Below are 24678 nucleotides of genomic sequence, written 5' to 3' on the forward strand. Positions count from 1 at the left end.
TTTTCGACTATGGGGAGGTTTGGACATGCCACAGCGTGTGCTGCTGATTGAGGACGACGAAGCAATCAGTGAAATGGTCAGGTCTTATTTGGTAAAAGAAGGTTATGAGATTGAAGCTGTATTTGACGGTGAAGTAGCGGAGAGAACATTTCGGACCGGTGGTCCATTTGATCTTGTACTGTTAGACCTTATGCTGCCGAAGCGTAGCGGGACTGACATTCTTCAGACTATTCGTGCGGGGAGTCTGGTTCCAGTGTTGATCATGTCCGCCAAAGACAGTGATGTAGATAAAGCGCTTGGGTTAGGCTTTGGGGCGGATGATTATATTACGAAGCCCTTTTCTATGATTGAGCTAGCGGCTAGGGTGAAGGCAGCGATCCGTCGTGCAGGTTATGCATCTCCCAGTATCCAAGTGGAAGATCAAGCTCCGGTGAAGCAAATGATCTCCATTGGCCGATTGACTGTAGATTTAGATAACTTCTCTGCGTTGAAGAACGGGGAAGAAGTAAAGCTAACGTCGAAGGAATTTCATATTCTTAAGCTGTTTGTGACGCATCCGGGCCGAGTATTTACCAAAGCGCAGATTTATGCGAGCGTATGGGAGGATGATTATTTCGGGGATGAGAACGTCATTAATGTACATATGAGAAGATTGCGTGAAAAAATAGAAGACGATCCCTCCCATCCCGAATACATTAAGACGTTATGGGGCATCGGGTATAAGCTGGGAGAACAGCTATAATGATTGCGGTGCTAGGTGTTGTCATTGTGCTCTTACTCGCCGTCATTGTGTGGCAATATCAGAATTCGCGTAAAGCTTCTAATGATTTGCGATATATGCATGACAAGTTAAGCAGCATTATGGAGGAAGGCTCACATGAAAGATTGCTGCTGTTCAGCGGTAATTTGGAGCTGCAGAGCGTGCTGATTGACCTGAACCGGCTGCTGGATATCAATCATAAAGGAAGCATTGAGCGCGTAAGGCTGGAGAAATCCATGCGTAATATGCTGTCTAATATTTCTCATGATCTTAAGACTCCGCTAACGGTTGTGCTTGGTTATATTGAGACCATTCAACAGGATGAGCATTTGCCGGCCGGGGAACGGGAACGAATGATGAAGATGATTCATCAAAAAGCCAATGAAGTGATCCAGCTGATGAACAAGTTTTTTGATTTGTCCAAGCTGGAATCAGGGGATCGGGAAATTGCGCTTTCACGAGTTGAGGCAGGTGAAGTATGCAGACGCAACATCCTTTCTTTCTATGATATCCTCAGCGCTAAGGGCAGTGAGGTGGAGATTGAGATTCCGGATGAGGCTGTTTACTTCATGGGAAATGAAGAGGCTCTTGATCGAATATTGTCCAATCTGTTGTCGAACGCAATTTCTTATGGCGACGCTGGGAGCGTATTAGGATTAAAGCTCTATAGTGATGAGAACAAAGTATACATAGAGGTGTGGGACCGGGGAAAAGGCATCAGTGAAGTACACCAGGATAAAGTATTTGAGCGTCTGTATACGCTGGAAGACTCAAGAAATCGGGCTTATCAAGGCAGCGGTCTAGGTCTGACGATCACCAAAAGATTAACGGAGCAAATGAATGGAACGATTACATTGGTTAGTCAGCCGTATGTGAGAACGGTGTTTACCCTTACTTTTCGCAGATTACGCTTCTAAGGAATAGAATTGTGCGCAGCTTAAGATTTTCGTAAGAAACGAGTAATAAAAAAGAAAATTCTGCTGTGTACAATAAGAACTAAGGAAGACGAGACGAAAACAAAGGGGAGCGCGGAATTGACTACAATACTTCGGACAAGAAATTTAACGAAAACCTATCAAGGTAAAGAAGTCGTCAGCAATGTGAATATGAATATTAAGCAAGGTGAAATTTACGGGTTTCTTGGACCCAATGGTGCTGGCAAAACTACCGTGATGAAAATGGTCACGAACCTCGTTAAACCTACGAGTGGAGAAATTGAATTTTTTAATGAAAAAATGACTGAGCATTCTTACGAAATGCTGAAGCGGATGGGCTGCATCATTGAATATCCAGTGTTTTATGATAAATTGACAGCCAAAGAAAATCTGATTTTGCACGGGGAGTACATGGGCTATTATGATCCGCAAGCGATTGGTGAAGCGCTGGAGCTGGTAAAGCTCACAGGTGTCGATAAAAAGCCGGTGAAGCAATTTTCACTTGGGATGAAGCAACGTCTGGGTATTGCCAGAGCCTTCATGACGAAACCTGAGCTGCTCATTTTGGATGAGCCGATTAATGGGCTAGATCCTGTGGGAATCAAGGAGATGCGTGAAGTGTTCCGGATGCTTAGCCGTGAATATGGAATGACGTTACTTGTATCTAGTCATATTCTGGGGGAAATAGAGCAGATTGCTGATACGATCGGTGTGATCCGGCAGGGTGCTCTGGTAGAAGAAGTGGCGATGGATTCCATTCGTGGCCAAAATACTGAATATATCGAAGTGGTTACGAATGAGATTAATAAAGCAGTGTATGTGTTGGAGCATAAGCTTGGGCTTAATAATTTCAAAGTGCTGGACCATATTACAGTTAGAATATATGACGGTGGAATCTCACAACGTGATCTGAATAAGGCGTTAGTGCTAGCAGATGTGGAAATTGAAAGTATCAGCAAAAAACAACATACGCTGGAAGATCATTTTCTGCAATTGATTGGGGGTGAAGGCATTGCTTAAATTAATATCTTTGGAGATTCGGAAGAATAAGCTAAAAACGCTTCTTACAGGTGCAGCAATCGTCAATCTTGCGATTCTTGCGTTTATGATTATGGTTTTATTCGTTGATCAAAATGAGAGCGAACCGTCGTTTGCTTCTTATGCAGAGTTGTTTGAGGGCGTGTTCGTTTTTGTAAAGGCTGCTTATATTATTTTCGCTTCGGTTATTATTAGCAAGCTGGTGATTGATGAGTATAAGAACAACACCATTACTCTTCTCTTCATGTATCCTATCTCACGTAAAAAGCTGATGACTGCGAAAATATTGATAGTGTTCGCCTTCACATTTGTTGCCATAATCGTGGCAGACATTGTAGTCGGCGCTATCCTAATAGGATTCAATTCCTTTGCAGGGCTTATTCCGGGTGAACTGACCCTTCATGTAATCACTTCAGAGCTGATTAAGTTAGGCGCAAACGCTTTTTACGCAGCGGGTATTGCTCTAATCCCATTGTACTTTGGAATGAAGAAAAAATCGGTCCCTGCCACCATCGTCTCAGCTGTGTTAGTTACCTCCTTAATTTCTGGGGGATTTGATCAAGCTCGCTTAGGTAATTTAGCGGCGGTGTCGATCTCACTTGGATTGCTAGGAGCAGGTATTGCCTATATGGCTATTCGCAACATTGAACATAAAGATATAGCCTAATAGATTCGGAATTCACCCCCTTTTATAACCCTTTTGTAACGATGAAAAAGCATCGTGATTGGGGTTATAAAGGGGGGATTTGACGTTTATCTACGACTGATTTCCGTAATTTTGATATAATAGATATGAAATATATTTTAAATTTTAGATGAACATTGCTCGTTTAGGGGTAATGATAATGGATGAGAGAGCCTGAGGGGATGTGAACTGTGGATAAAGACTGGACGTCCATTCTGAGACGGTTGCTTTCGGAAGAGAGCGCTTATAAATCGTTATATGACCAACATCCTGATTTGATATTCGTTCTGGATAGACAAGGTCGCTGCGTAGGAACCAACCGAACTTTTCATCTAGGCTTGAGCGCAGAAGCGAAGTTGCAAAATACAAGTCCGATATCAGCAAAGAGAAAAAATCTTGGCAATATTGCTAGTTTTGAGGCTGCTCTGCAGGGGAACTCCTCAAGCTTTGAGCTACAAGATTTAGAGAATCCCAAAAAAGGCTCGGATTGCGTAGGCGTTAAACTTTTACCCATCAGAACGGAAGAAGGGATCGCCGGGGTATTCGCGATTACCCAAGTGGCTAACGGAAGCGCTCTTTTACATGCGGAATTGTTACAAGACTGGCTAGATGAATTAGCGGACACCTTAGATACTGAATTACCTATCACGGGCGAAGTGGAGATAAGCTCCAAAGATAGCTCAATAGTAGCTGTGAAGGATCAACAATCGAGCCTCATTCTGAATTCCGTCTCCGCGGGAATCTTTGTGCTGGATACAACGGGGCGTGCTCTATTTATTAACCGTGAGGCAGCGGATATGTTAGGCTACCAACCAACAGAATTGATGGGTCTGAAGCTTATGGATTATATCCATCATATCCAAGGTGATGGTTCGCGTTATTCGACACCTGATTGCCAGATTAGTCTTACGATAGAGGATGGAATCATCCGCAAGAAAGATGATGAGATCTTCTGGCGTAAGGATGGCACCAGTTTTTTTGTTAATTATCGGGTAGCACCTCTTATTGATGAAGGGCTGATCGCAGGTGCGGTTATTGCCTTCAGTGATATTACGAATGAGCGAGAAATCATTCGTGCGAAAGAATCAGCAGAGCAGGCAGCGCAAGCCAAATCTGATTTCTTAATGATGATGAGCCATGAAATTCGGACGCCGATGAACGGGATGATCGGAATGGCTGATCTATTGTTGGATACTGAACTTGGAGAAGAGCAGCGAGGTTATGCCGAGATTTTACGCAGCAGTAGTTATACGTTATTACAGATCTTGAATGACATTCTTGATTTCAGCAAAATGGAAGCAGGTAAAATGTCACTGCAATCCGAGAAGTTTGATCTCCGCGAGATGATCTCAGACGTCATTGATTTATTTGCACCGAAAGCGGAAGAGAAGAAGCTGGCATTACGTTGGTGGATGGATACTAGCGTTCCAACCATAATCATTGCTGATCCGATCCGCTTGCGGCAGATTGTCGTGAATCTGGTAGGCAATGCGCTGAAATTCACGGAACGTGGGAGCGTGACCCTATCGGTGAAGAACATTCCACTATCTGATGAACAAGAATTTTTGTTGGAATTTTCAGTGCGGGATACAGGTGTAGGAATTGCCGGTAACAAACTCAATCTATTGTTTCAATCTTTCTCACAGCTGCATCCGTCCATAAACCGTAAATATGGAGGCACAGGCTTAGGACTGGCGATTTGCAAGCAGCTTGTGGAGCTGATGGGTGGGACGATCTTTGTAGAAAGTGAAGAGAATCACGGTTCTACGTTTCGTTTTATGTTGCCTTGCAGAGCAGAAGATATAGAGCTGGAAGTAACTTCAAACTAGGGGGGTTACACACAAATCTCCGGTCCATTTGCTTAAGAAGCAATGGCCGGAGATTTGTGTGTTATTAGTCCTGAAGCATATACATGAGACCTACAGTATGCGGCCCACAATGGCTGCCAATTACACAACCCGCATGGAGGATTGCTATTTCATTAACTTGAGTTTTCTCTCGTAGTGCTGCCTCCAGATAGAGCGCATCTTCTTCCGCCAAGGTATGGACCACGATGAGCAACTCATTATCCATTCGATCGACATGAACCAAAGCGTTCTGGAGCATTTGTTCCACAGCTTTTTCTTTTTTGCCACGGATTTTGCTGGTAGGTATGATGCTTCCATCTACCAGTCTAAGAACAGGACGGATTTTGAGCAGACTACCGATGAAGTTCTGCATGCCTGAACAGCGTCCACCCATATATAAGTAATCTAGCGTATCCACAACGAATTCAGTTTCCACAAGGCTGCGGCTGTGCTCCAGCATGGCTGCAATCTCTACGGCAGAGTGGCCCTTTTCAGCAGCTCTGACAGCCTTCATAACAAGGAGGGCAATGCCTCCGCACAAGGTTTGTGAATCTATAACCTGTACGCGTCCCTCAGGAAATTCCCCGGCAGCCAAAAGTGCATTCTGATATGTAGAGGATAGTGAGGAGGAGAGACTGATATATACAATATCTTGTCCGCTGCTAATCACGGGTTGAAATGCAGCAATGAAATCTGCTGGCGAAGGTGCTGCCGTTTTCGGCAATACTCCACTAGCGGCTACACGGCGATACACTTCCTCGGGTGTAATATCTTCACCATCTTTGTAGGTACCTTCTTCAAATACAACATAAAGAGGAACGATGCCGATGTCATAAGTATCCTTCCAGTTTTGAGGTAAATCGGAAGTGCTGTCTGAAAATATTTTTACAGTAGACATGAAATTCTCCTTCACCGATAATTCGGATGACAATAATCAATAATCATTATAGAACTACATAATCTATTTATTATACCAAGACTATGCCAATTCTCAAAATGAAATAGTAGGCAATCACAAGAAAAAAGACTATCGGGATTTCGATAGTCTTTTTAGTTCTATTCTTTTTTCGTAACAGGGATCCATATCTCACAACGATAGTCCTCTGCGTCTGGTCTCCCTGGAAGATATAGCTCAAACTCAGGTCCGCCTGTGTGCTCGTAGCCTGTGGAAGGGAACCACTCCTGGAAAATGCGTGCCCATACCTGCTGGATCGCATCAGGCATCGGCCCTACTGAGGTGAACACAGCCCAACTTGCAGCTGGGATTGTTGTAGAAGCAAAGCCCTGTGCATCAGTCTCTGGAGTAGCTTCGACAGCGATCCAATAGGAGAAGGTTTCTTTATCATGGTTCATGTCAGAGCAGATGCCTAATAAATCCTTATCTTCACCGAGCTCAATCAGCTTATCTGACGTACCATTTTCATTAGCTTCTATCCACAACTGAGGGATGCGGCGCAGATTCTCCCCATCCTTCGTTGTCATTTCCTCTACTAGTCCGATAACATTAAAAGCGTCTCTTTTCTCAATTCTGTAGTCCATTTCTTTATCTCCCTTCAGTGATAGATGGAAGGAGAGTCTAGGGAAAGCCTTGAGCTGTACCCCTGACTCCCGCGCAGCAGAAGGAGTAATTCCATGTGCCTTGCGGAATGCTTTGGCAAACGACTCGGGCGAGTCATATCCGTATTTCAGTGCAACATCCAGCACTTTAACTTTAGAAATAGCAAGCTCCTGTGCAGCCAGAGTTAATCTGCGCTTACGGATATAGTCTTTGATAGATACTCCGGTAAGCATATTGAACATGCGCTGGAAATGAAAGGGGGAGGAGTAAGCAACCTTGGCGATTTCTTCAATGGTCACAGATTCCTCCATCTTGCTCTCCATATAATCTAAAGCTTCTTTCATGCGGATAAGCCATTCCAAGTCCGTCATCTCCCTTTAAGTTCATACTATCAGGCTGCATTTGCAAAATCCTGTTATTCCGTGCTCTCTAATGACAGGTAGCAGGCAGAAGGATAATCTCATAAAAAATCATCCTAAATAGTATAACTCAGGAAGATAGACAAAGTTAGTCTTTCAATCGATACACTCTTGCTTCATAAGGTCGTAATAATTCCCGTGTGGGTGCATCATCAGGGTAATTTCCAATAATAAGTTCCGTAGCCTTACTTAGCTCTGCGGAAAGATCAACAGTCTGTGGAACCTCATTGAAATTGAGCAGCACCAGCCACTTCTCGCCATCCAGAGTACGCGTATAGGCATAAATATCCTCATGCTCTGGCAAAAGTAGCTTGTATTCGCCATAAGCCATGATCGGATTTTTTTTGCGCAAAGCAAGCAGCCTTTGGTAATAATAGAAGATGGAATCCGAATCCGCCAGGGCCTGCTCCACGTTAATTTCCTTGTAGTTCGGATTAACTTTGAGCCACGGCTCCCCTTCAGTAAAGCCGGCATTCGCAGAATCATCCCATTGCATCGGAGTACGCGCATTATCACGGCCTTTGATATGAATAGCGTTTAGCACGCTGTTAGGATCAGCGCCGCCTTCGGTAACCTTTTCGCGATACATATTGAGGATTTCAATGTCTTTATAATGTTCAATGGCTGTGAATTTTACATTAGTCATCCCGATTTCTTCGCCTTGATAAATATAGGGTGTCCCTTTCAGCGTGTGCAGTAAGGTAGCGAGCATTTTGGCAGAGATCACACGATACTTACCGTCATCCCCGAATCTTGAGACCATACGTGGCTGGTCATGATTGTTAAGATAAAGACTATTCCAACCCTTATCCGCCAGACCCACTTGCCATTTATGAAGAATATCGCGCAGCTTCGACAACGTCCACGGGGCTACGTCCCATTTGCCGTCAGGACCCGAGTCCACATCCATATGCTCGAACTGGAATACCATTTGCAGCTCTTTGCGTTCCTCGTCCGTGTAAAGGATGGCATCTTCAACTGTAGCGCCAGGGGTTTCGCCGACAGTCATAATGTTATAGTTGGATAACACTTTGTCATTCATTTCATGTAAAAACTCATGAACACGTGGTCCATTCATATAATATTCGCCACCCCAAGCAAGTTCCCCGGGAGCAAGGCCGTCTCTATGAGAGGAAGGGAGACCTTCCACTTTGGAAATCATATTGATTACATCCATTCGTAGACCATCCACACCCTTGTCGAGCCAGAAGGTGATCATCTTGTATAACTCCTCACGCAGCTGCGGATTCTCCCAGTTGAGATCCGGTTGCTTGCGCGAAAACAGATGCAGATAGTATTCACCAGTGGTTTCATCCAGTTCCCAAGCCGGGCCGCTGAATACAGAACTCCAATTGTTGGGGCGCTCACCATCTGGTCCACCCGGACGCCAAATGTAGTAATCGCGATATGGATTATCTTTTGAAGAACGGGATTCTACGAACCAAGGATGCTCATCTGAGGAATGATTGATTACAAGGTCCATCATCAGTTTTATGCCACGGGCGTGCAATCCAGTCAGTAATTCTTCCCAATCCTGCAATGTGCCGAACTCATCCATAATATCTTGATAATCGCTGATGTCATAACCGTTATCGTCATTTGGCGATTTATATACAGGTGACAGCCAAACTACGTCGACACCTAGCTTTTGCAAATAATCCAGACGTGAAATGATTCCATGCAGATCTCCAATCCCGTCACCATTGCTATCTTGAAAGCTGCGGGGATAGATTTGGTAGACAACGGCTTCTTTCCAAAAGGTTCTGTTCATTCAAAATCACTCCTTATATAAGTTATCTTCCTAAAAAATAAAGAGACCCCAAAAGCATTAAGCTTCAAGGGTCTCTTGGGTGTAAGTTTTATACTGTAACGGAATTGCTATCAGCAGTGATGCTGCTTAGTCCGTTTACGGTATATTCTTTGTCGTAGATAGTAATAGAAGCAGGGATATCAGTTTCATTCGTAACAGTAACTTGTGCATCCGTAACACTTACTTTCAGACGGGAGCCGCGGAACATGATTTTAAAAGAGTAAGCGGTCCAGTGACCTGGGTTAGATGGGCTCAGTGTCAGTCTGCCGTCATGCACGCGGAGTCCGCCGAAACCATGTACGATTGACATCCAAGTACCAGCCATGCTAGTGCTGTGCAAGCCGTCTTCTGTATCATTGTTATAGTTATCAAGATCCAGTCTTGAAGTACGCAAGTACATTTCATAGGCCTTATCCTTATATCCCAGCTCACTGGCTAGAATGGAGTGGATACAAGGGGAAAGGGAGGACTCATGAACAGTGATCGGTTCATAAAAGTCGAAGTTACGTTTTTTGGTATCGAGATCGTAACGGTCACCCAGGAAATATAATCCCTGCAGAACGTCTGCTTGTTTAATGAAGCAAGAACGCAGGATACGGTCCCATGACCATTTTTGGTTGAGTGGCAGATGCTCACGTTCCAGATCTTTGACTTGAATGATCTCTTTGTCCAGGAAGCCATCTTGTTGTAAGAAGATACCCAGCTCTTCATCCGCAGGATAATACATCTTAGCAATGATGTCTTTCCATTTTGTAGTTTCGCTCTCTTGCAGCCCTAGTTTGTCGACTAGCTCAGCATAACGAGTAGGCTCATTTTCTTGCAAGTATGCCAGTGCTTCCATGGTATATTCCATAGTCCACGAAGCCATACGGTTCGTATACCAGTTATTATTAACGTTATTCTCATATTCATTCGGGCCCGTTACGCCGAGCATTACGTATTTGTCTTTGCGTGATGCATAGTGAACACGTTCTTCCCAGAAGCGGGAGATTTCCACGAGAACCTCAAGGCCATATTGTCCCAGATAAGCTTTGTCTCCGGTGTAGTTCACATAGTTGTAAATAGCGTAGGCAATGGCACCATTCCGGTGAATTTCTTCAAATGTAATTTCCCACTCGTTGTGGCATTCTTCACCGTTCATCGTAACCATTGGGTATAGCGCACCTTTTTTGAATCCAAGCTTACGGGCATTTTCTTTAGCTTTCTCTAAGTGCTTGTAACGGTAGATCAACAAATTGCGGGCAATGGAGGAGTCCGCCGTACTGAGATAGAAGGGAACGCAATACGCCTCAGTATCCCAGTAAGTGCTGCCGCCGTATTTTTCACCGGTAAAGCCTTTCGGGCCAATGTTCAGGCGGTCATCTTCACCATTATAGGTTTGATTGAGTTGGAAAATATTAAAGCGAATCGCTTGCTGAGCCGAAACGTCACCTTCAATGATGATGTCGCTTTCTTTCCATTTTTCTCTCCAAGCTTCAATTTGTTCGGTCAAAAGAGTTACAAATCCGGCTTCCTTAGCAGCTTGCAGAGCAGTTTGGGCGGCGTCGACCAATTGTCCCAGACCGTGATTCCGAGAAGTAACATTGGCTACATATTTATAAATGACGATTTGATTGCCCGCTTGTGCGGTTACGTCCAGTTTGCTGGCTACATATTTCTCTTGTTCGATCGCTTCTGCTTCGGCAGTTACCTTCTCACCATTGACAAGGATATCAAAAGCCATAGCAGAGGTGACATGGAAGTCGAGTTTCTTAGTCTTAAGAGTGAGATGTCCATGATCAGGTCCCGCTTGTTTCTCAACTTCATTCCAGAATTTCTCGTCATAGTTGGAATCCTTGTTCTTCACATCACCATCAAGATAAGGAGTAATCGTAATCTTGCCTGAGAAATTAACAGGAATGATGGAATAGCGAATCGCGCCGATTTCTTGACGAGTCATGCTTACGAACCGGATACTTTCTACTTTAACTTCCTTACCATCTTCGAGAGTGGCAGTGAAGCTACGGGAGAGCGTTCCTTCTTTCATATTAAGTACACGGCGGAATTCGGAAACGGTGCACTTTGCCAGATCAAGGGGGGTACCCTCGATATCAATGTTAATACCGATCCAGTTCGTGCTGTTAAGTACTTTGGCAAAATATTCAGGATAGCCGTTTTTCCACCAGCCGACACGTGTTTTGTCAGGGTAGTAGACGCCCGCCATGTAGCTGCCTTGCAGGCTGTTGCCGCTATATTGCTCTTCGAAATTGGCCCGGCCACCCATAAATCCGTTACCAAGACTAAATACGCTTTCAGAAATTTCTTGCGTCTGTGGATCAAAGGATTCCTCAATAATGGACCATTCATCAATTGTTAAATATTGTTTCACGATAACCGCTCCTTTAAATATGTTAGGGGGATATATAAAATGAACAAATCTTTTGTTAAACTTCCGGTGATATAAAAGTGACTGCGATGAATCTTTGGACTTTCGATCGCTGTTATAATCAGATTTCTATATTTAAACCACATTTTGCGGATGAAATCTGATTATAAAGGCGAACGCTATGCTTCTACAGTTCCAAAATTCCTCTCCGTCACTTCATCACCAGAAAGTTAACGATTAATTATTAGTTCATTTAATCTCTGGTAGGAATGTCCATAACAACTCAAATCAGTACTATTTGAGTTCATTATGTTCACTATATTTATGCAAAAGATTCTTTGAGCATGGACACACTCATATGAGCGAGCGATGGAACCACAATATTCGCGGCACTGAGGGTTTCCGGCGAACCAATGCCAACACTGAACATACCGGCCCGGGTAGCGGCCTCAATTCCCGCTTCTGCATCTTCGAAGACTACACAATGTTCAGGTGCGGCATCCAGTGCATTGGCTCCTAACAGGAACACTTCCGGATCTGGTTTAGCAGCACTAGTATGAGTTCCATCGATGATTGCATCAAAGTAAGGGGTTAATCCGGTATTATTCAAGATCGTCATAGCGTTTTTACTGGCAGAACCGAGAGCGACTTTGATGCCATTCGTACGGCACTCTTTTAGGAAATCAAGCGCACCTGGCAGAATCTCAGAACTGTCCATTTTTGCAATATATTCGACATAACGATTATTTTTCTGTTCCGCAAGCTTAGCTTTCTCTTCTTCAGCAATCGTTAGTCCACCGATTTCCAGCAAAATATTTAGTGAAGCCGTTCTGCTGACTCCCTTAAGGCGTTCGTTATCTTGTTCTGTGAAAAGAAACCCCAGTCCATCTGCAAGCTCTTTCCAAGCGATATAATGGTATTTGGCTGTATCGACGATTACTCCGTCCAAGTCGAACAAGCAGGCTTTAATTTCCGACATTGTAGTACCTCCTAAAAGTTTTGACAGCGTCGTGATCCAGCGGATGCCGTATTAGAATCTTATTAAACCGTTTAAACTTTGATTAAGATGTGTAAGTTTATCCTAACCTAAGATCCTAGAAATCACCCATAAAGAACTGGATCATTAAGTATTGTATGATTTAGCGCAAACGTTTGTACAGATTTTCAAAAAATAAATGAAGCGATTAAACGCTTCACTTATTCATTCGGTTTTATGCTTTGCCTGAGAGTGCATGGATGACTCTCTCACGATCAGACGATGGGGAATGACAAATCGGTTGGTATGACCTGAACCGTTATCCGGACTCTTGATATTTTGGATAAGTACTTGTGATGCGGTGTAGCCAAGATGATAAATTCCTATATCAATACTGCTGATCGGAGGACTAGATAATTCAGATAATGGAATATTGTTAAAGCTTACAATGGCGAGATCGTCTGGAACCTTGTATTTCAGTTCATTCAACCCGCGCAAAATTCCGAACGATACCATGTCATCCACCGCTACCAGCGCAGTGGGTCGATTCGGCAAATTCATGAAAAAGGACATCGCTCTATAGCCGCTATCCTGTAGAAATTCACCCTCTACAATCCATTCATCCCGCATTTCTAAACCGCTATTCTGCAATGCTTTACGATATCCGGCGAGACGGTCACGAGAAACGATTAGATTAGGTGGTCCACTTACGAAGCCAATACGTTTATGCCCCATGGAAATGAGGTGGTTCGTAGCATCGTATGCTGCCATCACATTATCATTATCGACTGATAAAATATTCTCATATTTATCACTCCGGCCAACAAGCACGAATGGATAATCGTTGCTCTCTAGAAAATCAATAACGGCATCATCCGTACGAGAGTAAAGCAGAATAACGCCGTCAACACGGCGACCCTTCAGAAGTCGTGAAACGGCTTCCAGTTCTTCTTTCTCGTTCGCTCCGGAGCTTATCAGCACATCATAACCGGAACGGCTGGCTTGTGTAACGATCCCGCGAATTAATTCCATAAAAAATAGATTAGAGAACAGCTCTTCAGCAGGTTTAGGAAGACTGAAGCAGATGCTGTTAGTAGTTTTCGACACCAAGCTCTTAGCCATCATGTTAGGGGTATAGCCCATATCCTCCATAATAGCTTTAACTTTGCGGGAAGTTTCCAGGCTGATTCTGGGATGGTTGGACAATACCCGGGATACCGTGGAGGGAGATACTCCCGCTTTCTTGGCCACATCCTTAATGGTAACTGTCATTGAAACCTCCTTATGGAACCGTTTGCTTTACACAGTAATATTAATCTAAGAGTTCTAAATTGTAAATAGATAAAGTCATTCAAAAGGAGGAAATTGCTACTTTTGGAAGGAACACAAGAAATTTCAATGCAATATTGTTGCTTTTCACCAAAAAAGTATGAATGATTCGGGAATTTTGATCTTAATATGTATAAATGCGGTCTGAATTTTGTGAAAAGAGCATTCGCTGAATGCAAACGTATGGCTTAAAGGATGCAAGAACTTAGCTGAAAGGAAGGGAAGAACAAGTTTCGTTTTTATTGCGGCTTTAAATTGAGATTTTATTTTAGAAAATACTGGTTGACAATACCGTAAATTCGGCATTAGTATGTAAATCAAAATACAGCAAGCGTTTTCATTGGGTATTTTTAGGTTGTAATCAGTTGCGCTAACGATCGGGTTTTATGGACTAGTGTTTGTGCATAGCTTTTTGCAAACGATTGCACTAATTTTGACATGATGTATCAAGCTTTTACTTTGATAGAAGGATGGTGACAGCGTTGAATTGGCTTGACGAGCCCTACATATAGACCTTCTTCACCTTCAGAAGGAATTCGCATGATTTATAATCTCATAAATTGGTGGGGTTTGTGAAATCATGTATCCGCTTGCAAAAAGGGAATTCATAATTATGGGAGGTTTTGCAAAAATGAAAATAACTTTATGGGGGAAGAGGGCATTTGCGATCTTTATGATCATTGCTCTCGTGTTCTCTGGTCTTGGACTACATCCTGTTAATGTTACAGCAGCAACGACGAAGGTTGTATTGGTTGGGGATCTGCAGTCTAAATTTACATCGACAGATGCGGAAGCGCCGGGTAAGGATTGGGATGAGACATCGGTAGTTACCCAAATGACCTATTCAGATAATGGCCTATATTCTTTTACAGGCACACTGCCGGCAGGAGAATATAACTACAAGGTTACTCTAAATGATTTATGGGATGAGAACTATGGATTCACAAGTTACACCAATCCTCAGGGGAGCAATGATGGGGAGAATATTCATATCAAGCTAGAAACAGAGACTGCCGTGACCTTTTATTATAATGACTTAACTCATAAAATAGCCGATTCCACGTATTACACACCGATTGCTTCCGCTAAACTACCAAGATTGACAGGAAACCTGCCGGCAGAAGCACTTACCACATTATCTGATCCTGATTTTGATGATGTTTACAGTACGGTGGCTACCCTTCCTAAGGGAGATTACACCTACCAAGTTTCTGTTCCAGGAGACGGTGAAGCCGGGGATCAATTGTATCCCGAAACTGCTAATAATCTGAGTCTTCCTTCCGATCTGCCGGTTACCTTTAAATTGAATCCACTGGATGGCAGTGTGACAGCTGAATATAAAATTCCTTCTGAACCTGTTGAGGTTACCCCTGTTCCGGCTGGACACATCCGTATTCACTACAATCGGACAGCTGGTGACTATGAAAATCAGGGATTATGGACATGGGATGATGTTCAATCCCCTTCCGCAAATTGGCCAACAGGGGCAACTTCATTTCCTGAAGGGCAAATCGATTCTTATGGTGCTTATGTTGACGTGCCAGTGAAGGATGGAGCCAAGAAAATTTCGTTCCTTGTGGTAAACCGAGTCACTCAGGCTAAGGATGAAGGCGATAAACTCTTTGCTATTAACACGCCTGAGACGAATGAAATTTGGATCAAGCAAGGGTCAAATGATGTAACACCGTATGAACCAGTTGCACTTGCTCCTAATACAGTGCGAATTCACTATACCAGAGCTGATACAAATCATGATCAATACGGACTGTGGCTGTGGGATGACGTCGTAGCCCCATCCGAAAATTGGCCGTCTGGTGCCACTCCTTTTGTGGCAGATCAAACAGATCGTTATGGTGCATATGTTGATGTTCCGCTTATTGAGAACGCGAAGAAAATTGGCTTTATTGTGATGAAACCTTCGAACGGTGATAAGGACGGTGACAATAAAACCTTTAGCCTGCTGGATCGATACAATCAGCTATGGGTTAAAGAAGGAGACAACAATGTTTATGTTTCTCCGTTTGGAGAGACACCAATTGGCTTAGTATCCGCAGAGGTGTTGTCGACGAGCAAAATCCTTCTCGGCTTCACACTGACTGACGGTTTGGATCCAGCAGCCTTAAAGTCAGCAATTACAGTTAAGGATAAAGAGGGTGCTGCAGTCCCGATTAATGCTGTAACCCTTACAAGCAAAACTTCAATCGAAGTGGATACAGAAGCTTTTGATTTGGAAAAAGTTCCGCTTAGCGTTACCTATTCAGGTAAAACAGTCTCCGCCGCAAGTGGCTGGAGAATGCTTGATGAAATGTACAATTATACAGGAGACGATCTTGGAGCTACGTATAATGCTGACAAAACAGCCACATTGAAATTATGGGCACCTAAAGCAAGCGGAGTCGTTGTAAATCTTTACGATAAGAATGACTCTAACGTGCAAGTGGGTAGTGTTGCTTTAACACTCGGCGAGCAAGGGGTTTGGTCAGTCCAGCTGAAGCCAGCTGATTTGACAGGCACAACGGCAACAGATGTAAGGGGCTTCTTTTATCAATACGAAGTAACGAATGACGGTGTAACCCATAAGGTCCTTGATCCTTATGCTAAATCAATGGCGGTATTCACTGTGGATACCACAGGTGCTGCTGGTGCCGGCGGGGATACAGTGGGCAAAGCGGCTATCGTTGATTTAAGCCAGACGAACCCTGATACCTTTGGGTATGCTGATATAAAAGGCTACGAAAAACGTGAGGACGCCATCATCTACGAAGTCCACGTGAGAGATTTTACATCGGATGTATCGATCGAGGATAGTCTGAGTGGGGAAAGATGGGGTTCTTATAGCGCTTTTGAAAAGAAACTTGATTATATTAAATCTCTTGGTGTAACGCATGTTCAGTTGCTTCCTGTGATGGCTTGGTATTACGGGGATGAGACGAAGATGGGGACTAGAGAGCCAGATTATTCCGCAAAAAACAATGAATACAACTGGGGGTATGATCCTCATAGCTATTTCTCTCCGGACGGGGCTTATTCACAGAATCCTGCCGATCCAGAAGAGCGGATTAAAGAACTAAAAGGTTTGATTGATGCCGTGCATGAAGCTGGAATGGGTGTCGTTCTGGACGTAGTGTATACTCACATGGCTAAAAAAGAATTTTTAAACGACATCGTACCTAATTACTATGCCTTCCAAGATGCAAACGGCAACTTTATCGGGGGGTTCGGCAACAATTTAGCCACCAACCATAAAATGGCTGAGAAGCTGATGGTTGATTCGGTAAAATACTGGTTTGAAGAGTATAAGATTGATGGAATGCGCTGGGATATGATGGGCGATGCGACAGCTGATGCTGTTCAGCATGCTTATGATGCCGCGGCAGCAGTGAATCCGAAGGCACTCTTTATTGGTGAAGGCTGGAGAACATTCGGCGGCGCTGCGGCTGATCCTTCTCTCGCTGGGCAAGGTGCAGATCAGGATTGGATGGACAAAACGGATAGTGTCGGTGTTTTCTCCGATGAATTCCGTAATGAATTGAAGTCTGGTTATGGTTCCGAAGGTCAGCCTAGATTTATTACCGGTGGAGCACGTCCGATCGCTACAATCCTGGACAATATTAAAGCTCAACCTTCGAATACACCAGCAGATGATCCGGGTGATATCGTCCCATACATCGAAGCTCATGATAATCTGACACTTCATGATGTCATAGCACAATCGATCAAGAAGGATCCGGATATTGCTGAGAATGAGCTTGAAATTCAGCAGCGGATCAGATTAGGAAATATGCTCGTATTAACTTCTCAAGGTACAGCCTTCATCCATGCCGGTCAGGAATATGGGCGGACTAAGCAGTGGAAGGGCACAACGGATCCTGAGGATAAATTCACAGAGATGTTCGACAATAACAACCAATCGTTTGGCTATTTCATTCATGATTCTTACGATTCATCGGATGCAGTTAACATGTTTGATTGGACCAAAGCAACGGATGAATCTAAGTTCCCAGTACAGAACACGACAAGAAAATATACGTCGGGTCTGATGGAGCTAAGAAAATCAACGGATGCCTTCCGATTGGGCGATAAGGATTTGGTTGACTCTAACATTAACCTGATCCCTGCTCCAGAAATGAAGGATAACGATCTTGTCATCGGTTATTCCAACAAAGCAACAGATGGTACTGGCATCTATTATGTCTTCATGAATGGTGACAGCACAACTAGAAAACTGACCTTATCTGAGGATTTGACGGGTGGTCAAGTGCTTGTGGACAACGATGAAGCTGGTGTTACAGCGATACCGGCTGCGCAGCAGACAGGTTTTATTTTGACAGCAAATTCAATTACATTAGAGCCTTTGACGGCTGTGATTATTCAAAAGGAAGCTGCACCAGTTAAGCTGACCTCTTTGGAAACAGATAGTGCAAGCTACACGCTGGCAGCAGGAAATACGCATCAAACCGCTGTTTTTGCGAAATATGATGACAATAGCAGAAGTAATGTTACTAAGAAGGCTACTTACCTTTCCAATAAACCTGAAGTGGCTACAGTAACTGATAAAGGTCTAGTCAAAGCGGTTGGGCTAGGAACGGCAACCCTTACTATCTCTTATGAGGGTGTTTCCACAACCGTCACCGTTAAAGTTACTGACAAACGATATGTTCAATTCACTTATACCCGTAGCGATAAGGACTATAAGGATTGGAATATCTGGGTTTGGAACACTGGAGCTAAAAATGACCAGATTGATTTCACAACCTTTAAGAATGGCACAGCGAGCGTTCTGATTGAGGTTGCGGAGAATGCAACAAGCGTTGGATTTGTCCTGCGCAAAGGTACGGATTGGAACACGGGAAAACAAGACTACCCGGACGATCGTGTCATACCGTTGACCCCTGGTGAACCGTTCACTAAGGTGTATGTAACCAGTATGGTTAAAGAGCTTGATATCAAACCAAGTATTAGCGGCCCCATTTTAAAAGATGGAACGATTACTTTCAGATACCGCGACGACGCTTTGTTCCGTACTGGAAATATGGACGCAATAACAGCTGCTAAAGTAAAAGTGAACGGCACTTCGTATCCAATGATCTATGATCCGGCTAACGAGTGGTTCACTTATACACTGGCTGATTTAAAAGAAGGTATGTATAAATATACTTTCTTGATTACTAAAGACGGCGTCACTACCGAAATTACAGATCCAAAGAATACGGTGAATGATGAATCTGTTATTGATTATCATCAACCTGTCGTTACGATTACGGCATCCGTAAGTCCAGAGGCAGTCACATCCAATCAGAATGCTGTTGTAAGCATCAACGCATCCTCTTCGGAAAAAGTAACTTACTCTGAAGCATATATGGATTTAACCAATCTTGGAGGACCTAGCAAAGTTAAGCTGGATACGGAACTCTTGAGACAAACGGTTGCTGTGAAAGACACGGTGTCAGCGGGCATCAAGGATATTCCGATTACGCTCGTAGACCAATACGGCAATGCACATAAGGAAAAGGCTACACTTGAGGTAAAAGCAAGAACCTATACAGGGGATAAGCTGGATTTTGATTGGGATGAGGCCCGGATTTATTTCGCGCTTACAGACCGGTTTAAAGACGGTGACCCAACGAATAATGAGAATGTAAATAAAGATCATCTGGAAGCTTATCATGGTGGAGATTTCCGGGGGATGATCGACAATCTCGATTATTTGCAAGAGCTAGGAATTAACACGTTATGGATCACGCCAATCGTAGATAATATTGATTTTAACAAAGGCGTTGACTTTGGCAGCGAACAATATGGATACCATGGGTATTGGGCAAAAGATTTTACCAAGCTCGACGAGCATCTTGGCGATATGGCAACCTTCAAGGAGCTAATCGAAAAGGCGCATGACAAAGGGATCAAGATCATGGTTGACGTTGTACTCAATCATACGGGTTACGGTCTGAAAGCTGAGGATACCTATCCGACAATTACAGCTGAGGATAAAGCACGTTTCGAAGGGATGCTGCGCACGGATGGTGTATCCGCAGATACAGATCCAATTAAGGGTGAGCTTGCTTTCCTGCCAGATTTCAAGACGGAAGATCCAGCCGTTCGTGAAAAAATTATCGCTTGGCAAACAGGCTGGTTAGACAACGCACGTACGGAACGTGGAGACACGATTGATTATTTCCGTGTGGATACAGTCAAGCACGTGGACGATACGACTTGGAAAGCCTTTAAAAATGCACTGACAGCGATTGATCCAAACTTCAAAATGACCGGCGAATACTTCGGTGGAACCATTGATAACAATGGTGGAATGCTCGAAACTAGCCAGATGGATGGTCTGCTTGATTTTGGATTTAAAGATGCAGCCAGAGATTTTGCAAATGGTAAGGTAAACAGTGTGGATGCTTATCTGCAGGAACGTGAATTAAAGATCGATAATACGAAGATGATGGCTCAATTCCTGAGCAGTCACGATGAGAATGGTTTCTTGTCTGATTATGTGGGAGGCGATAAAGGCAAGCTGAAGATTGCTGCAGCTCTGCAAATTACCGCCAAAGGACAGCCGGTAATATACTACGGAGAAGAACTGGGGAATTCCGGAAGCAATGCTGGAAATATGTCTGAAGGTCAATTCAGTGAGAACCGTAAGGATATGCCTTGGGATCAATTGACGGCAGAGAAGCCACTACATAACCATTATCAAAAGCTGTTGAATATCCGTGCGAAGTACTCCAAAGTGTATTCCAAAGGTGCGCGCACGAAGCTCGCAGGTTCAGATGATTCAGGTTATTTGGCTTTCAACAAATCTTATGAAGATGAGAACGTAGTGACGGTAATCAATACTAAAACTAGTGGGAATTCTGTAACGATTCCAGTACCGTTTGCTGCCAATTCATCGGTAACCGATGAATACAGCGGTAAAACATACATGGTTTCCGAAGATCAAAAGGTAAATATTGACCTGCCAGGCAGAGATGATGGAGGCACGGTTATTTTGGCGGAGGTATCGGATGTTATACCGACACCAACGCCGACACCGACGCCGACGCCGACGCCAACGCCGACACCAACGCCGACGCCGACACCAACGCCGACACCAACGCCGACGCCGACGCCGACACCAACATCGACGCCAACGCCGACACCAACGCCGACGCCGACGCCGACACCAACATCGACGCCAACGCCGACACCAACGCCGACACCAACGCCGACACCAACAACGACACCAACGCCGACTCCAGAAGTAACACCGTCGCCTGAGGTGACACCAACACCAACGCCAGAAGCCACAGCGGCACCAACCTCTGGAGTTGTTGTTAACCCTAGCCCTACGCCGCCAGCGGATACTCAGGTTGTGAATGAGGATAGCTTGAAGAATGGTAAAGACGGCAAGGTGCAAATTGATGTTGCTGCCGGTAAGACAGCGGTACGCTTACCTTTACAAGCTGCACAAATACTAGGAACTAATGATCTTGTGTTTAAAATGGGAGATCTGTTAGTTACTATCCCTAGCCAGCTTTTAAGTACAATGCCAAGTTTAGCTTCAGGTATTGATGGGGTAGGTGCCCAAATCTTGCTTGAACTGAACCCACTGGCGCAGTCTGCTGCGAAAGCCATAGTAGACGGTATAAACAAAGATAGTGCTCATATTAGCTCTCTTTCCGATGTATTTGAATTCAGACTTAGCGTGCTGATGAAAGACGGTACTCGGATTGTAATTAAGCAGTTCGATGAGCCGATTACGATCTCATTCAAGATTAAAGGGCAATTCAACAAAGACTTAATCGGAATCTATTATTTAAGTGATAATGGCGGGTTAGAGTACGTGGGAGGACAGCTGAATGGAGATGTGATCACGGCACAAGTCACACACTTCAGTAAGTATGCTGTGCTTGAAATCGATAAGTCGTTCAAAGATGTTCCTGCAACCTATTGGGCATTTAAGGCGATTCAATCACTTGCCGCCAAACAAATTGTGTCAGGGGTCACTACCTCTGAGTTTGATCCAAAAAGTAATGTTAGCCGTGCGGAATTTACAGCACTACTAGTACGTGCACTTGGCTTAAAAGCGGAAGGGCAGGTCCTGTTTACTGACATCAGGTCAGATGCATGGTATGCCTCATATGTAGCCACAGCTACTAAGCTGGGTATTGTTAGTGGACGGAGTAATAATAGTTTTGCGCCGAATGCATCAATTACCCGTGAGGAAATGGCTGTTATGGCGATCCGCGCACTTGAAGTGAAGTCTGGTAAGAAGCTTGAACCTGTAGCAGTCTCTACGGCATTTACTGACGCTTCAAGTATTAGCAAGTGGGCGGAAGCCTATGTGAAGACTGCAGCAGACTTAGGACTCCTGCAAGGCCGAGAGAACAAACGATTCGCTCCAAAAGCATGGATGACACGCGCAGAAAGCGCACAGGTTATTTATACGCTGCTGAGCAAGTAGGCTAAACTAAGGTGTGCTGAATTCTGGCACCCCTTAGTTTGAGCAGCGGTTAGCATTTTAGTATGCTCCAAAAGAAAACAGGGTATCCCGAAGCGATTATCGCTTGCGAGATACCCTGTTTTGATATGCTGTATGGCTGGGCAGTGGGAAGAAAAGAAATCTTTTAGATGATTGCCTTTAGGATAGCGAATCCATAGGCTGGCATTTTCACGATCAGCTTGCTTCGTTCTGTGCGCATTGTTTCGCCTGTAAACAAGTTCTCCCAATCCCGCTCGTCTACGTCAATACGGAAGGTCTGAGCGGTCTCTTCACTGTTGATTAGTACCACAATCGTCTGCAGATCCAGCCGGCGCTCATAGGCTAGCTTGCTGCCTTGTTGTCCTGCCTCAAGGAAGGTAAATGTACCTGTGCGGAGAGCAGGGTGGTTATTGCGTATTTTAATAAGCTGACGATAGAACTCGAAGAGCTCTCGATCCTGCTTTTCAGGGTTCCACTCCATGCATTTGCGGCAACCAGGGTCACCTTCACCGTCCATGCCGATCTCGTCACCGTAATAGATGCAGGGAGTGCCCATAAAGGTGAATTGGAACAGTGCCGCTAATCGCATCTTGTTTTTGTCTCCAGCAGCCAGCGTAAGCAGTCGTGGAGTATCGTGGCTATCCAGCAGATTAAAAGCAACTTCACTAGCCTGCAGCGGGTAGCGTGATAACTGTTTACCAATGGAATTGGCGAATCCTTCAGCATCAAGAGTGCCATGCACAAAGAAGTCAAGGACGGCGTCAGTGAAAGGATAGTTCATAACGGCATCAAATTTATCGCCTTCCAGCCAAGGTGCAGATTCATGCCAGATTTCCCCCAATATGTAGGCCTCAGGATTAGCACGTTTAACCACCTTGCGGAATTCCCGCCAGAAATCATGATCCACTTCATTGGCAACGTCCAGACGCCAGCCATCGATCCCGACTTCTTTGATCCAGTATTCTGCGACTTTCAGTAAGTATTGTTTAACTTCAGGGTGTTCTGTGTTTAGCTTTGGCATTAGCGGTTCAAAAGCAAAGGTGTCATAAGTAGGGACACCGTTTTCAATCTGAAGCGGAAACTTGCGAATATGGAACCAATCTTTAAAGGCGGAAGCCTCTCCTTTTTCTTGAACATCTACAAAAGGAGCAAAGGTTTTGCCAGAATGATTGAATACGGCATCTAGCAGGACACGAATCCCACGTTTATGGCAGCTATCGACGAGCTTTTTTAAAGTCTCAATATCTCCAAAATGCGGATCGACTTTCATATAGTCTTCTGTATCGTATTTATGATTAGTAGTTGCATCAAAGATAGGTGTGAAATAAATAGCAGTGATCCCAAGCTCGTTAAGATGATCTAAATGATCAATAACCCCTTGCAGGTCGCCGCCAAAAAAATTGGTTGGTGTTGGTTCGGAGCCCCATGGCTGAACATTTTCCGGATCAAGGCTCGGGTCACCATTTGCAAAGCGTTCTGGGAAGATCTGATAAAAAACAGCGTCCTTTACCCAGGCAGGCGGAGCAAATACATCAACGCGGTTAATGAAGGGGAATTCGAACAGCTTGTTTGGGTTTTCCGGCCGCACCGTTTGAAAGTCACTTTCGGTCATCCAAATTCGTTCGTTATCTTTTTGAAGTAAGAAGCCGTATTTCAAGCGGCGGTAGAGAGGTACTGAAGCACATTCCCAATAGTCAAACATAGCATCGGAGGTGAAGAGGGTCATGGGAATTAGCTCTTTTGTGGTATCCCAAGCATATTTATCTCCAGCAAAGGCGAACACTTCGGTTAAATCCCCTTTTTTAGCGCGTAGACGCAGGTGAATCGTACTTTCATTATAGGCATAAGACCAATTTAACCGCGGACGATGATACACTGCTTCCAGTAACATGATAAATCCTCCTAAAGTTTTGTTAGCGTTACTTCCTCGGATACTTCGGCAAAACCACATCGAAAGCATAGGCTAAGTTTTGTTAGCGCTACTTTCTCGAAAGCATAAACTATTCCCGGACGATACTCCACAGAGCGCGTGGAATGTAGAATGTCGCTATTGTTATTGGTTGCACAGTTTTTTATGCAACATGCACTAAATCAGTAGCCGAGTAGCACATAACAAAGAGGCACAACCACCGCGAAGTAGCTTGCCCGAGGTTGTACCTTTGATAAGTAACATTGCCTTTTAATTATATAGAACAGGAGGCAGACAAGGGATGTTGTGCTTCATGCTGGACAGCCTCTTAACGTTTTGGATTATAGCATGGAATAAAAGGGCTTTCAATACTCTTGTTCAAACCATTGCACTAAATTTCACTAAAGTAAACGAGCATTGTGAAGGGCAATTTATGAGAAATCTCTTGAAATAGAGAAAATGTGGCATATTAGGGGCAAATAAAATAGATATTCCAATAATAAACACATGAATTATCGACTAATTAAAAGATATCATGTGAAAAATGGAGATATATGCCTTTAATGTATATAAAATAATGGAA

Annotated in this window: 13 protein-coding genes; 6 read left to right on the forward strand and 7 right to left on the reverse strand. The window is 44.0% G+C overall.

The genetic code is table 11. From position 1 onward, the window contains the following. Positions 1-25: 25 nt before the first annotated feature. The 5 genes from MHH89_RS30535 (at position 26) to MHH89_RS30555 (ending at position 5247) form a co-directional block, all read left to right on the forward strand. Entirely contained in the window at positions 26-742 is a 717-nt protein-coding gene (locus MHH89_RS30535) for a response regulator transcription factor (RefSeq protein WP_036684414.1), read from the forward strand. Continuing rightward, a complete protein-coding gene (locus tag MHH89_RS30540) occupies positions 742-1677 on the forward strand; it encodes a sensor histidine kinase (RefSeq protein ID WP_076195080.1) in 936 nt (311 codons plus the stop codon). The genes MHH89_RS30535 and MHH89_RS30540 overlap by 1 nt, the downstream gene beginning before the upstream one ends. Before the next feature lie 117 nt (positions 1678-1794). Further along, positions 1795-2715: an ABC transporter ATP-binding protein gene (locus tag MHH89_RS30545; protein WP_076126453.1), complete on the forward strand. Its 921-nt coding sequence runs from the start codon at positions 1795-1797 to the stop codon at positions 2713-2715. Next, on the forward strand, positions 2699-3400 hold the full coding sequence (locus MHH89_RS30550; RefSeq protein ID WP_232061220.1) for an ABC transporter permease: 702 nt from the start codon (positions 2699-2701) through the stop codon (positions 3398-3400). Before MHH89_RS30545 ends, MHH89_RS30550 begins: the two co-directional genes overlap by 17 nt. 209 nt (positions 3401-3609) lie before the next feature. Continuing rightward, entirely contained in the window at positions 3610-5247 is a 1638-nt protein-coding gene (locus tag MHH89_RS30555; protein WP_076281056.1) for an ATP-binding protein, read from the forward strand. 64 nt (positions 5248-5311) lie between these two features. On the opposite strand, the gene MHH89_RS30560 is transcribed toward MHH89_RS30555, so the two are convergent. From MHH89_RS30560 to MHH89_RS30585, 6 genes are all read right to left on the reverse strand, one after another. Continuing rightward, a complete protein-coding gene (locus tag MHH89_RS30560; RefSeq protein ID WP_076126458.1) occupies positions 5312-6163 on the reverse strand; it encodes a DegV family protein in 852 nt (283 codons plus the stop codon). A gap of 158 nt (positions 6164-6321) precedes the next feature. After that, positions 6322-7185 carry an AraC family transcriptional regulator gene (locus MHH89_RS30565; protein WP_175618914.1) on the reverse strand — a complete coding sequence of 288 codons (864 nt, stop codon included), beginning with the start codon at positions 7183-7185 and terminating at the stop codon, positions 6322-6324. Between the two features lie 145 nt (positions 7186-7330). Then, positions 7331-9013, reverse strand: a complete 1683-nt coding sequence (locus tag MHH89_RS30570) for a glycoside hydrolase family 13 protein (RefSeq protein ID WP_341088759.1) — start codon at positions 9011-9013, stop codon at positions 7331-7333. A gap of 88 nt (positions 9014-9101) precedes the next feature. Further along, the gene (locus MHH89_RS30575; protein ID WP_076126463.1) at positions 9102-11420 is read right to left on the reverse strand and encodes a glycoside hydrolase family 65 protein; all 2319 of its coding nucleotides are present in this window, start codon (positions 11418-11420) and stop codon (positions 9102-9104) included. Between the two features lie 319 nt (positions 11421-11739). Further along, the gene (gene pgmB, locus MHH89_RS30580; RefSeq protein ID WP_340034199.1) at positions 11740-12396 is read right to left on the reverse strand and encodes a beta-phosphoglucomutase; all 657 of its coding nucleotides are present in this window, start codon (positions 12394-12396) and stop codon (positions 11740-11742) included. Between the two features lie 222 nt (positions 12397-12618). Beyond that, positions 12619-13665 carry a LacI family DNA-binding transcriptional regulator gene (locus tag MHH89_RS30585; RefSeq protein ID WP_076195090.1) on the reverse strand — a complete coding sequence of 349 codons (1047 nt, stop codon included), beginning with the start codon at positions 13663-13665 and terminating at the stop codon, positions 12619-12621. Positions 13666-14353: 688 nt separating this feature from the next. On the opposite strand from MHH89_RS30585, the gene MHH89_RS30590 reads away from it, so the two are divergent. Then, positions 14354-22168, forward strand: coding sequence for a pullulanase (locus tag MHH89_RS30590; protein ID WP_341088760.1), 7815 nt, complete (start codon positions 14354-14356; stop codon positions 22166-22168). 163 nt (positions 22169-22331) lie between these two features. On the opposite strand, the gene MHH89_RS30595 is transcribed toward MHH89_RS30590, so the two are convergent. Beyond that, on the reverse strand, positions 22332-24077 hold the full coding sequence (locus MHH89_RS30595) for an alpha-glycosidase (protein ID WP_341088761.1): 1746 nt from the start codon (positions 24075-24077) through the stop codon (positions 22332-22334). Between the last annotated feature and the right edge of the window lie 601 nt (positions 24078-24678).

Origin of the sequence: Paenibacillus sp. FSL H7-0323, from assembly GCF_038002725.1 — a bacterium.
GTDB classification, from domain to species: Bacteria; Bacillota; Bacilli; order Paenibacillales; family Paenibacillaceae; genus Paenibacillus_AQ; species Paenibacillus_AQ odorifer.

What these genes read in the sequence shown, in the direction of transcription:
- MHH89_RS30540 (WP_076195080.1), top strand. Translation starts at nt 742, where the DNA reads ATGATTGCGGTGCTAGGTGTTGTCATTGTGCTCTTACTCGCCGTCATT.
- MHH89_RS30560 (WP_076126458.1), bottom strand. Translation starts at nt 6,163, where the DNA reads ATGTCTACTGTAAAAATATTTTCAGACAGCACTTCCGATTTACCTCAA.
- MHH89_RS30595 (WP_341088761.1), bottom strand. Translation starts at nt 24,077, where the DNA reads ATGTTACTGGAAGCAGTGTATCATCGTCCGCGGTTAAATTGGTCTTAT.
- MHH89_RS30585 (WP_076195090.1), bottom strand. Translation starts at nt 13,665, where the DNA reads ATGACAGTTACCATTAAGGATGTGGCCAAGAAAGCGGGAGTATCTCCC.
- MHH89_RS30570 (WP_341088759.1), bottom strand. Translation starts at nt 9,013, where the DNA reads ATGAACAGAACCTTTTGGAAAGAAGCCGTTGTCTACCAAATCTATCCC.
- MHH89_RS30535 (WP_036684414.1), top strand. Translation starts at nt 26, where the DNA reads ATGCCACAGCGTGTGCTGCTGATTGAGGACGACGAAGCAATCAGTGAA.
- pgmB (WP_340034199.1), bottom strand. Translation starts at nt 12,396, where the DNA reads ATGTCGGAAATTAAAGCCTGCTTGTTCGACTTGGACGGAGTAATCGTC.
- MHH89_RS30590 (WP_341088760.1), top strand. Translation starts at nt 14,354, where the DNA reads ATGAAAATAACTTTATGGGGGAAGAGGGCATTTGCGATCTTTATGATC.